General features: G+C 68.9%; 12 protein-coding genes. 6 read left to right on the top strand and 6 right to left on the bottom strand.

Translation table 11 applies throughout. From position 1 onward, the window contains the following. Nucleotides 1-12 precede the first annotated feature (12 nt). The gene (locus KBZ33_RS01850; RefSeq protein WP_254950103.1) at nt 13-561 is read left to right on the top strand and encodes an RNA-binding protein; all 549 of its coding nucleotides are present in this window, start codon (nt 13-15) and stop codon (nt 559-561) included. Between the two features lie 28 nt (nt 562-589). Here KBZ33_RS01850 and dusA read toward each other — a convergent pair whose 3' ends face one another. Next, a complete protein-coding gene (dusA, locus tag KBZ33_RS01845) occupies nt 590-1,579 on the bottom strand; it encodes a tRNA dihydrouridine(20/20a) synthase DusA (RefSeq protein ID WP_254950105.1) in 990 nt (329 codons plus the stop codon). Nucleotides 1,580-1,618: 39 nt separating this feature from the next. On the opposite strand from dusA, the gene KBZ33_RS01840 reads away from it, so the two are divergent. Further along, nucleotides 1,619-2,905, top strand: a complete 1,287-nt coding sequence (locus KBZ33_RS01840; RefSeq protein ID WP_254950107.1) for an NAD(P)/FAD-dependent oxidoreductase — start codon at nt 1,619-1,621, stop codon at nt 2,903-2,905. Here KBZ33_RS01840 and KBZ33_RS01835 read toward each other — a convergent pair. Genes KBZ33_RS01835 through KBZ33_RS01825 form a run of 3 tightly spaced genes read right to left on the bottom strand, consistent with a single transcriptional unit; the run spans nt 2,887 to nt 6,858 of the window. After that, nucleotides 2,887-4,137, bottom strand: coding sequence for a type II secretion system F family protein (locus KBZ33_RS01835; protein ID WP_254950109.1), 1,251 nt, complete (start codon nt 4,135-4,137; stop codon nt 2,887-2,889). The two genes, KBZ33_RS01840 and KBZ33_RS01835, sit on opposite strands and share 19 nt — an antisense overlap. A gap of 56 nt (nt 4,138-4,193) precedes the next feature. Beyond that, nucleotides 4,194-5,273, bottom strand: a complete 1,080-nt coding sequence (locus tag KBZ33_RS01830) for a type IV pilus twitching motility protein PilT (RefSeq protein WP_254950111.1) — start codon at nt 5,271-5,273, stop codon at nt 4,194-4,196. 4 nt (nt 5,274-5,277) lie between these two features. Then, nucleotides 5,278-6,858 (bottom strand): GspE/PulE family protein, encoded by a 1,581-nt coding sequence (locus KBZ33_RS01825; protein ID WP_396107758.1) that lies wholly within the window; start codon nt 6,856-6,858, stop codon nt 5,278-5,280. On the opposite strand from KBZ33_RS01825, the gene grpE reads away from it, so the two are divergent. Genes grpE through rsgA form a run of 4 tightly spaced genes read left to right on the top strand, consistent with a single transcriptional unit; the run spans nt 6,845 to nt 9,993 of the window. Further along, nucleotides 6,845-7,564 (top strand): nucleotide exchange factor GrpE, encoded by a 720-nt coding sequence (gene grpE, locus KBZ33_RS01820; RefSeq protein WP_254950115.1) that lies wholly within the window; start codon nt 6,845-6,847, stop codon nt 7,562-7,564. The genes KBZ33_RS01825 and grpE overlap by 14 nt on opposite strands. After that, complete coding sequence (gene dnaJ / locus KBZ33_RS01815) at nt 7,564-8,688, top strand: molecular chaperone DnaJ (protein ID WP_254950117.1); 1,125 nt, start codon at nt 7,564-7,566, stop codon at nt 8,686-8,688. Before grpE ends, dnaJ begins: the two co-directional genes overlap by 1 nt. Then, nucleotides 8,685-8,930: a sulfurtransferase TusA family protein gene (locus KBZ33_RS01810; protein ID WP_254950119.1), complete on the top strand. Its 246-nt coding sequence runs from the start codon at nt 8,685-8,687 to the stop codon at nt 8,928-8,930. The genes dnaJ and KBZ33_RS01810 overlap by 4 nt, the downstream gene beginning before the upstream one ends. Next, nucleotides 8,920-9,993, top strand: a complete 1,074-nt coding sequence (gene rsgA, locus KBZ33_RS01805; protein WP_254950121.1) for a ribosome small subunit-dependent GTPase A — start codon at nt 8,920-8,922, stop codon at nt 9,991-9,993. The genes KBZ33_RS01810 and rsgA overlap by 11 nt, the downstream gene beginning before the upstream one ends. Here rsgA and KBZ33_RS01800 read toward each other — a convergent pair. Beyond that, complete coding sequence (locus KBZ33_RS01800) at nt 9,968-10,309, bottom strand: YbaB/EbfC family nucleoid-associated protein (protein ID WP_254950123.1); 342 nt, start codon at nt 10,307-10,309, stop codon at nt 9,968-9,970. The genes rsgA and KBZ33_RS01800 overlap by 26 nt on opposite strands. Before the next feature lie 27 nt (nt 10,310-10,336). Next, entirely contained in the window at nt 10,337-11,230 is an 894-nt protein-coding gene (murB, locus tag KBZ33_RS01795) for a UDP-N-acetylmuramate dehydrogenase (protein ID WP_254950125.1), read from the bottom strand. Nucleotides 11,231-11,232 lie beyond the last annotated feature (2 nt).

Genomic DNA, 11,232 nt, shown 5'->3' with positions numbered 1-11,232 from the left:
CCTCATCGGTCAGTGAGTATTTTCGTCGGCAATCTTCCCTTCCGCGCTGAGCAGGAGGACGTGGCTGAGTTGTTCGCTCCCTTCGGAGCCGTGGTCAATTGCTCCCTGCCGCTGGAGCGTGACACCGGCCGCAAGCGCGGCTTCGCCTTTGTCGAGATGGCCGACGCAGACACCGAGACCCGGGCGATCGATGCCCTGCAGGGCGCTGAGCTGATGGGTCGTCCCCTGCGCATCAACAAGGCCGAACCCCGCAGTGGCGGTGGCGGTGGCGGCGCCCCGCGCCGGGGTGGCGGCGGCTACGGCGGTGGTGGTTATGGCGGCGGCGGCGGTGGCTATGGAGGTGGCGGTGGCTACGGAGGCGGAGGCGGTGGCGGTGGCGATCGGGGCTCCGGCGCCAAGGGTTGGGAGGACCGCAGCTATGGCGGAGGCGGTGGTGCTGCGGGCGGTGGCGGTGCCGCCCCGGATGCCTTTGAAGCGGGGCGCTCCCGCCGGCGTCGCACCGGTAGTGGTGGTGGTGGTGAGTACGGCGGTGGTGGCGATTACGGCGGCGCCGAAGTCTGAAGCGCGGTCGGCCTTGGGCTGATCCGCGTCACAGGCCCCGTTCCTCCAGTTGCCGCGCGGCGGCGTCCAGCACCTCAGGGCCGGCGCCAGCCTGGCCGGCCTCCCTGGTCAACCAGCCGCGCCATCCCCGTGCTCCGCTGACCCCTTCCACCACCTGCACCAGGTGCCTGGCGATCGGCCACAGCCGCCCGCCCGCGTCGCACCAGCGCTCGGCGTGGGGCAGCACGCCCCTGAGCACCGTCGAGGCCCGGGCCTCCCCGGCGTCCCCATCCCCGAAGATCTGCCCGTCCACCCCCGCCCAGCGCAGTGGGTGGGCGTAGGCGGCCCTGCCCACCATCACCCCATCCACCCAGGCCAGCTGCTCCCGGCAGGGGGCGAGTTCCTCAAGGCCGCCGTTCAGTTCGATCCGCAGCGCCGGCCGCTCCCGCTTGAGGCGATGCACCAGATCCCAGCGCAGGGGAGGCACGGTCCGGTTCTGCTTCGGATCGAGGCCGTTCAGCCAGGCCTTGCGGGCATGGACGGCGAAGCGGGCGGCGCCGGCCGCGGCGAGGGTGTCCACGAAGGCCAGCAGTTCGGCATAGGAGTCGCGCTCGTCGATACCGATGCGGTGCTTGACCGTCACCGGCAGGGGTGTGGCCGCCGCCATCGCCGCCACGCAGCGGGCCACCCGCTGCGGCTCCGCCATCAGGCAGGCCCCGAAGCGGCCCTGCTGCACCTTTTCGCTGGGGCAGCCCAGGTTGAGGTTGATCTCGTCGTAGCCCCAGGCGGCCCCCATCCGGGCGGCCTCGGCCAGCAGCTCCGGGTCGTCGCCCCCCAGCTGCAGGGCCAGGGGATGCTCGATCGGATCGAACCCCAGCAGCCGCTCCAGCCGCTGCTGCCGCTCCCCCATCCGGGAGGCGGAGCCGTCGCGGGCAATGTGGTGCAGCGCCCGGGCCACCACCATCTCGGAGTAGAGCAGGCAGTGCCGACTGACCTGCCGCATCAGCACCCGGAAGTGCCGATCGGTGCAGTCCAGCATGGGCGCCACACTGAAGCGGTAGTTGTGCTCCATCGCCCCATGCTGCCCAGCCGTGCCTCCGTGGTGGTGGTGGGAGGTGGTCCGGCGGGCTTCATGGCCGCCATCGCGGCCGCCGAAGCCGCCGGCGGCAGCTTCCCCGGGGGGGTGCTGCTGCTGGAGTCCACCCCCGAACCGCTGCACAAGGTGCTGATCAGCGGCGGTGGCCGTTGCAATGTCACCCATGCCTGCTGGGATCCGCGCGTCCTGGTGGATCATTACCCCCGTGGCGGTAAGGCCCTGCGGGGGCCCTTCTCGCGCTTCGCCACCACCGACACGGTGGCCTGGTTCCAGGCCCATGGTCTCCAGCTGGTGGAGGAGGCCGACGGCCGCCTGTTTCCCCGCTCCAATCGCTCCTCCTCGGTGGTCGACACCCTGCGCCAGGCGGCGCTCGCCGCCGGGGTGGTTCTGCACACAACCCAGGCGGGCCAGACGGCCCAGGCCCTCCCCGACGGGGGGTTCCGGCTGCGGTTGCGCTCGGGGGCCGAGGTGGTGGCCGAGCACCTGGTGCTGGCCACGGGCAGCCACCCCAGCGGCCACCGCATCGCCGCCTCCCTGGGCCATGGCCTGGTGGCGCCTGTGCCCTCCCTGTTCACCCTCACCCTGGCCGACCACCCCCTGGTGGACCTGGCCGGGGTGGCCATGGATCCGGTGCAGCTGGAGCTTCTGCTGACGCCTTTGCCGGGAACCGCCACCAATGCCACCAAGCCCCTGCGGCAGCGGGGGCCGGTGCTGATCACCCACTGGGGCCTCAGCGGCCCGGCCACCCTGCGGCTCACGGCCTTCGCCGCCCGCGTCCTGCGGGAGCGCCGCTACCGCGCCGAGCTCCGGGTCGATTGGACCGGTGGCCGCAAGCCGGCCGACCTGGAGGGGTGGTTCGCCGCCGCCCGTCGCGACCAGGCCCGCCGTCAGCTCGGCAACTGGCGCCCCTGGCCCGACCTCAGCCGTCGCCTCTGGCTGCACCTGCTGGCCCAGGGCGGTGTGGAGGCCAGCCTGCGCTGGGCCGATCTGCCCCGCCGCAGCGAGCTGGCCCTGATCACCGCCCTGCGCGATAGCCGTTACCGCATCTCGGGCCGGGGGCCCTTCGGCGAGGAGTTCGTGACCGCCGGGGGCATTCCTCTGGCGGAAGTCAACCTGGCCTCGATGCAAAGCCGCCTGCAGCCAGGGCTGTTCCTGGTGGGGGAGCTGCTGGATGTGGACGGGGTCACCGGTGGCTTCAACTTCCAGCACTGCTGGAGTTCGGGCTGGTTGGCGGGACAGGCGCTGGCGGCTCAGCGCACGTGCTCGTAGATGGAGAACATCGGCAGGTACATCGCCAGCAGCACTGATCCCACGATCAGGCCCACCAGCACGATCATGGCCGGCTCCAGCATGGAGGTCATGGCCTTCACCATGGTGCTCACCTCGTCTTCGTAAAAGTCGGCCACTTTCGAAAGCATGGCATCCATCTCTCCGGTTTCCTCGCCAATGGCGAGCATGTTCACGCACATTTCCGGAAACACGTTCTTCATCCGCAGGGCGGCACTGAGCGGCATGCCTTCGCTCACCTCGTTCTTGCAGGAGATGATGGCATCGGAAATCACGGAGTTGGTGGCTGTTTCCCTCACGATCTCAAGGGAAAGAAGGATCGGCACACCTGCTTTGGACAGGGAACTCAGGGTGCGGCAGAATTGGGCACTGGCCGACTTTACGAGCAGCTCTCCGAACAGGGGCAGCTTCAGCAGCAGCCCGTCGATCTGACGGCGGCCCATCGGCGTGTTGTAGGTGGCGACCACCCAGAAGGCGAAGCCCACCAGACCGCCGACCAGGATCAGGGCCTTCCAGGAGCGCAGAAAATTACTCAGATTGAGCATCATCTGGGTGAACAGGGGCAATTCCGCCCCCAGCTGGTCGAAGACGCTCGAAAAGGTCGGGATCAGGAAGATGGTCATGCCCAGGAACACCGCGATCGCGATCACCAGCACGGTGACCGGGTAGCTCATGGCCCCCTTGATCTGGTTCTGCAGCTTGGCGTTGTCCTCCAGCAGCTTGGCCAGGCGCTTGAGGGTGTCGTCAAGGACCCCGCCGGCTTCCCCCGCCTCCACCAGGGCGATGCTGAGGTTGTCGAACACCTTCGGCCAGCGGCGCATCGAATTGCCCAGGCTGTCGCCCTGGTTCACGTCCTGGGTCATGCCCGCCAGGGCCAGGCGCATCTTGGTGGACTTCTGCTGCATCCGCATCAGGTCGAGGCTGCGCAGGATGGGCACGCCCGCGTCCACCAGGGCGGAGAGTTTGTTGGCGAACAGGGCCTTGTCCCGGATCGTCACCGGGCCCTCCAGCAGGTCGGCCAGTCCACTGAAGGAGGAGTTCGCTTTCTTGACGCCCCCCTGGGGAACCCTCGGGGTTTCCTTGCGCACCAGGGTGTGGGGAAGGATGCCGCGGCGGCGCAGTTCCCTCCGGGCCACGGAAGGGTTGTCCGCCGTCAGCGTCATCTCCCGGCGCTGGCCGGACCGGGTGGTGTAGGTGACGACGAAGGCGGTCATGGCGGCGCTCGGGTGAAACGGGGATCGGCGTCCGGGGGAAGGGGGTCAGGGGACCATCATCGGTCGAGAAGTCGGACGAGTTCCTCGGGTTTGGTGGTTTTCAGCAGGGCTTCGTCGCGGGTCACCTTGCCGTCCTCCACCAGGTTCGCAAGGGCGCGCTCAAGGGTCTGCATCCCCATGCTGGCACCGGTCTGGATCTGGGAATAGAGCTGGGAACTCTTGCCTTCCCGGATCAGGTTGGCGATGGCGGGGGTGTTGATCATGATTTCCTGCGCCATCACCCGACCGAAGGCCCCGCTGGAGGTGGGCTCGGCGCTCTTGCAGAGGGTCTGGGAGAAGACCGCCAGCAGGCTGCCGCTGAGCTGCACCCGGATCTGGGTCTGCTGCTCGGCTGGGAACACATCCACCATCCTGTCCACGGTCTGGGAGGCGGAGCTGGTGTGCAGGGTGGCGAAGACGAGGTGGCCAGTTTCGGCGGCGGTGACCGCCAGCTGGATGGTTTCCAGGTCGCGCAGTTCCCCCACCAGGATCACATCGGGATCTTCCCGCAGGGCCGCCCGCAGGGCATTGGAGAAACTGCGGGTGTCTTCGTTGAGTTCCCTCTGGTGAATGATCGACTTGTTGTTTCTGTAGGTGAACTCGATCGGATCCTCGATGGTGAGGATGTGTTCGGAACGGGTGGCATTGATGTGCTCGATCAGCGAGGCCAGGGTGGTGGTCTTGCCGGAACCGGTGGGACCGGTGACCAGGACGAGGCCCTTGGGCTTGCTGCTGATCTCTTCGACGATGGGCGGTAGCCCGAGCTTCTCCAGGCTGGGAATGGAGTTGCCAAGCGCCCGCAGGCAGGCCGCGTAGGTGCCCCGCTGGCGGTAGACGTTGACGCGGAAACGGGCGACCCCCTTGAGGCCGTAGGAGCAGTCCAGTTCCCAGTTCTGTTCGAGATTCTTGCGCTGGGCGTTGTTGAGCAGGGAGAAGATCAGCCGGTTGCAGCTTTCCTCGCTGAGCTTGGTGTCCTGGACGATCGGCCTCAGCTGACCGCTGAAGCGGCCGTAGGGCGGATTGCCTGCGGACAGATGCAGGTCGCTGCCTCCGGCCTTGACCAGCTCCTGCATCAGATCCTCGATCAGAAGGTCCATGGGCTCAGCTCCGAACGCTCAGGCAGTAGGGACATTCCAACCATTCGTCCTCAAGCCCGGCCCCGCAGCTGCGGCAGGTGAGGGTGCTCAGGGCCCGGGCCCGCCGCTCCGATTCCAGGCCCGTGTCGGTGAGCAGCATCCGCTCCACCTCTTCAAGAGTGGTCAGCCCCTGCCGCACCAGGTCAAGGCCATAGCCCAGCAGGGTTTTCATACCGCTTTCCAGGGCCAGGCGGCGCAGCTCCTCGGTCGTCGACCGCTTGGCCACGGCGGCGGAGAGGGTCTCGTTCATGCGCAGGATCTCGTAGACCCCCACCCGGCCCTTGTAGCCCCGCCCCTGGCAGGTGCAGCAGCAGCCCTCTGAGCCCGGCGACACCGTGTTGGCGCGGTAGAAGGTGATGTCGCTCTCATCGGAGGCCACCAGGCCGAACCGGGCAAGCTCGCCTTGGTGTGGGTGGTAGGAGAGGCGGCACTCGCTGCACAGGCGGCGCAGCAGGCGCTGGGACACCACCCCCAGCAGCGAAGCGCTCACCAGGAAGGGCTCCATCCCCATCTCATCGAGCCGGGCGAAGGCGCTGGCGGCGTCGTTGCAGTGCAGGGTGGTGAGCACCAGGTGGCCGGTCAGGGCCGCCTCAATGGCCGTGCGGGCGGTTTCCAGGTCGCGGGTCTCCCCCACCAGCAGCACGTCCGGGTCCTGCCGCATGAAAGCGCGCAGGGCAAGGCTGAAGTCGTAGCCCTTCTCCCGGTTCACCTGGGTCTGGGTGATGCCCCGAAGGGTGTACTCGATCGGGTCTTCGACCGTGGAGATGTTGATTGTGGGGTCGTTGCGCTCCGAGAGCAGGGCGTAAAGGGTGGTGGATTTGCCGGAGCCGGTGGGTCCGGTGACCAGGATCATGCCGAAGGGCTTGGAGCCGATGTCCCGCAGGGTTTCCCTGGCCTCGTTGTCGGTGATCAGGCTGTCCAGGCCCAGCTGGGTGGCGCCGCTGTCGAGCAGCCGCAGCACCACCTTCTCGCCGTAACGGCCCGGCAGAGTGCTGACCCGAAAATCGATTGTGCGCTCACGGAAGGTGCGGCGAATCCTGCCGTCCTGGGGCATCCGCCGCTCGGCGATGTCCAGGTCGGCCATGATCTTGAAGCGAGAGGTCACCGCCGGGATCAGGGTGCGGGGCAGCTTGTCGATGCTGCGCAGGACGCCGTCCTGGCGGAAACGGATCAGCAGGCCGTCTTCCTGCGGTTCGACGTGGATGTCACTGGCGCCGGTGGTGAGTGACTCGACCAGGATCCGGTCCACCAGGCTCATCACCGGGGAAATCCCCTCGCCGGTGCCGCTGGCTTCGAGGTCCTCGGTTTCCGGTGCGATCTGGCCGCCAGGGGTGGCAGCCTGGCCCAGGTCGAGATCGCGGAACAGGGACGTGTGCTCCACGCCGGTGACCTGCGGACGCTGGGTGAGACCTTCTGATGGCATCGACGGAGATCGGGAGCGAAGCCTGGGGCCGAGGTGCGGGCTTCCACCGCTTGTGGAGAGGGCTACCTGGCATTCAACATACCTGGATCTGACATCCCTGCCAGAACGCATGACCGGCGACATCACTCCCCCGCATGAGGAACAGATCGATCCCCGGGAGGGCGCGGTCGACGCGGCCCGGGTGGAGGCGCTCCTCGAGACCCTGCAGGCGCCCCCCGACGCCGACGCGGCCGGGACGGCGGCTGATCAGGGTTCCCAGGCCCCGCCATCCCCCGACGCAGAGCCTTCTGAGCGCCTCGGCCAGCTCGAGGCCGAACTGGCCGCCCTGCGCAGCGAGAACGAGTCGCTGCGGGGCCAGTACATGCGCATCGCCGCCGACTTCGACAACTTCCGCAAGCGCCAGAGCCGCGACAAGGAGGATCAGCGCCTGCACATCACCTGCACGACCCTCACCGAGATCCTGCCGGTGGTCGACAACTTCGACCGGGCCCGCCAGCAGCTCAATCCCCAAAGCGAAGAGGCCCAGAGCCTGCATCGCAGCTATCAGAACCTCTATAAACAATTGGTTGATGTGTTCAAGCAGCTGGGGGTTTCGCCGATGCGGGTGGAAGGGGAACCCTTCGATCCCAGCCTTCATGAAGCCGTGCTGCGCGAACCCAGTGAGCAACACCCGGAGGATGTGGTGATCGAGGAGCTGCAACGGGGCTATCACCTCGATGGACGCGTGCTCAGGCACGCCTTGGTCAAGGTGTCGATGGGCCCCGGCCCTTCCGGCGGCACCAGCCCCACCGCAGTCTCGGCTCCCCCCAGTGAGGGGCAGTCCGACTGATGGCCGATTACTACGAGCTGCTCGGTGTCGGCCGGGATGTGGATGCCGACAGCCTCAAGAAGGCCTACCGGCGTCTGGCCCGTCAATACCACCCGGATGTCAACAAGGATCCGGCGGCAGAGGATCGCTTCAAGGAGATCGGCCGGGCCTACGAAGTGCTCAGCGATCCCCAGGCCCGGGCCCGGTACGACCAGTTCGGCGAGGCCGGCCTGGGCGGTGGCGGCGGCATGCCCGACATGGGCGATATGGGGGGCTTCGCCGACCTGTTCGAAACTTTCTTCAGTGGCTTCGGTGGGGCCGGCGGCGCCGCCGCCGGTGGCGCACGTCGCCGCGGACCGCGCCAGGGCGACGATCTGCGCCTCGATCTCACCATCAGCTTCAGCGAGGCCGTCTTCGGCAGCGAAAAGGACGTCCAGATCCGCCACCTCGAGACCTGCACCACCTGCAGCGGCTCGGGGGCCAAGGCGGGCAGCGGCCCCACCACCTGCGGCACCTGCGGCGGCGCCGGTCAGGTGCGACGGGCCACCCGGACCCCCTTCGGCAACTTCACCCAGGTGGCGCCGTGCCCCACCTGCGAAGGCACTGGCCAGGTGATTGCCGATCCCTGTTCCGCCTGCGGCGGTCAGGGCCTGCAGCAGGTGCGCAAGAAGCTGCGCATCAACATCCCTGCCGGTGTCGACTCGGGCACCCGGCTGCGGGTCGGCCAGGAGGGCAACGCCGGCCAGCGGGGCGGCCCGGCGGGTGATCTCTACGTCTTTCTCACGGTCCAGGCCCACCCCCACCTGCGCCGGGATGGCGTCACGATCCATTCCGAGGTGTCGCTCAACTACCTCCAGGCGATCCTGGGCGACACGATCGAGGTGGAGACCGTCGACGGTCAGGAGCCGCTGGAGATCCCCCCCGGCACCCAGCCCGGGGCCGTGATCACCATGCAGGGCAAGGGAATTCCGCGCCTGGGCAATCCGGTGGCCCGCGGCAATCACCAGTTCACCATCAAGGTGCAGCTGCCCACCAAGCTCAACGGTGAGGAGCGGCAACTGCTCGAGCAACTCGCCGGCCACCACACCAGCAAGGGCCAACGCCACCACCACAAGAGCGGCCTGTTCGGCGGCCTCTTCGGTTGAACGACCCGGTGGCCCTCGATCTGCGGGGCACCGCCTGCCCGGTCAACTTCATCCGGGCACGCCTGGCACTGGAAACGCTGCCATCGGGGGGCTGGCTCCAGATCGACCTGGATCCAGGTGAACCGGAGCAGATGGTGGCTGAAGGTCTGCGCTCCGAGGGTCACACGGTGCAGGCGGTCGTCCCCTCGCCGTTCGCGGCAGGGGAGGGGGTTCGGCTTCTGGTGCGACGGGATGGGGGCTGAGCCGCTGCCGGGTCGGGTGGTGGCCCTGCAGGCCAACTACTGCCTGGTGGCTCTTGAGGAGCCCTCCGAGCTCGGCGACGAGGGCCGCCTGCTGTGCACCCGCCGCTCCCGGCTCGACAAGAGCGGTCTGCAGGTGTGCGTCGGAGACCGGGTGACGGTGGCGTCCATCGACTGGCGGGCGCGGCGGGGGTCGGTGGTGGGCTTGGAGCCCCGCCACAATCTGCTGGAGCGGCCAGCTGTCGCCAACGTCAGCCGGGTGGTGGTGGTGGTGGCCATGGCCGAGCCGGGCCTCGACCCCCTGCAGCTCAGCCGGTTCCTGATCACCGCGGAGGCCACCGGCCAGCCGGTGCAGGTGGTGCTGAGCAAGGCGGACCTGCTGCCGGCGGCGGAGGTGGAGGCCTGGTGCCGCCGGCTGGAGGGCTGGGGCTACGCCACCCTGGCGATCTCCACGCGCACCGGGGCGGGGCTGGCGGCGCTGCGGAGCCACCTGGGGCAGCCGGGCATCGCCGTGCTCTGTGGCCCCTCAGGGGTGGGCAAGAGCAGCCTGCTCAATGCCCTGGCCCCCGCCCTGGAGCTGCGCGTCGCCGCCGTGTCCGGACGGCTGCGCCGGGGACGCCACACCACACGGCATGTCGAACTGTTTGCGCTGGCTCCGGGGGCCCTGGTCGCCGATTCACCGGGCTTCAACACCCCCGCCCTGCCCGGTGACCCCCACAGCCTCGCGGCGGCCTTCCCGGAGCTGCTGGCCCGGCTCAGGGCCTCCCCGTGCCGTTTCGCCAATTGCCGCCACCAGGGGGATCCCGGCTGTGCCGTGGGGGACACCTGGGACCGCTACGCGATCTACGGCCGCTGCCTGGAGGAGGTGGAGGCCCTGGCGGGGGCCCGCTCCCGCGCCAGTCAGACGCGGGCGGGGGATGGCGGCCTGCGTCAGCGGGGCGACCGCCTCGAGCCCCTGCTCAATCCCCAGCTGCGCCGTTCCTCCCGCAGCACCCGGCGTCAGGCGCTGGAGCAGAACCTGACGGCGCTGGATGGGGACGTCAGTTCCCCAGACCGGGAAGATTGAGATCCAGGCCACCGGTGAGGGTTTCCATCCGTTCGCGCATGGTGGTGGTGGAGAGCTCGTAGGCGTTGCAAAGGGCCGCCAACACGGCCGCTTCCACGGTTTCGGCGGGTTCGCCGAGCAGCTCGGGGCTCAGCGCCACCCGCAGGGGCTGCTGGTTGCCGGTGAGCCAGACACTGGCGCGGCCCTCGGGATCGCTGCCCTGCAGCTCCATCGCATCAAGCTCTTCCTGGAGCTTCTGGGCGTCCTGCTGAATCTGCTGGGCCTTGCGGAAGGCCTCGGTCAGCTGTCCGAAGTTGGGAAGTCCGAAGCCGGCCATGCCAGAGGGTCAACGTAGGAGCTCAGGCTAGAACCCCAGCCGTTTGACTTCTGGATGCAGGCGCACGCCGCAGCCTTCCAGCACCCGCTGCTGCACCAGCCCGATCAGGGCGTCGATGTCGGCGGCGGTGGCGGAGCCGGTGTTGACGATGAAGTTGGCGTGGATCGGCGACACCTGGGCCTCGCCGATGCTCAGCCCCTTGAGGCCAAGGGATTCGATCAGCTGGCCCGCCTTGAGCGGCTCCGGGTTGCGGAACACGCTGCCGCAGCTGGGTTGCTGGTAGGGCTGGCTGCTGGTGCGGCTGTGCAGGTTGGCGCTGGTGCGGGCCGTGAGGGTGGCCGGGTCGTGGCCGGGCTCCAGCCGGAACCGGGCCGAGAGCACCAGCAGGGGCTCCTCCTGTAGTCGGCTGTGGCGGTAGGCGAAGGCCAGATCGGCGGCCTCCAGGCGGAAGGGGGCCTCGGGCCTGCGCGGATCCAGCACCCACACCGAGGCGAGCCACTCGGCGGTGCAGCCCCCCTGGGCGCCGGCGTTCATCACCACGGCCCCACCCACCGTGCCAGGAATGCCCACGGCCCACTCCAGCCCCCGCAGGCCGCTGCGGGCGGCCTTGCGGGCCAGGGTCGGGATGGGCTCGCCCGCCTCCGCTTCCACCCAGCCCTCACCGGGATCCAGGCGGCTGCCCTGCAGGCGGCGGTTGCAGAGGGTGAGGCCTTCAAGGCCGCTGTCGGCAATCAGCAGGTTGGAGCCAGCGCCGATGCAGCGGAAGGGCAGGCCCGCGGCCGCCGCCCAGGCGGCGTGGGTGATCAGGGCCTCCTGGTCGGCGGGTTCGGCGAACCAGGCGGCGGGCCCCCCGACCTTCCAGGTGGTGAACTCCCGCAGGGAGACCGATGGACGCGGTTGGCTGGATGGGGCCGTGACCATCC

Source organism: Cyanobium sp. Cruz-8D1, assembly GCF_024345975.1.
In the GTDB taxonomy this organism is placed as follows: Bacteria; Cyanobacteriota; Cyanobacteriia; order PCC-6307; family Cyanobiaceae; genus Cyanobium.
This window is presented reverse-complemented; position numbering and strand designations above follow the sequence as displayed.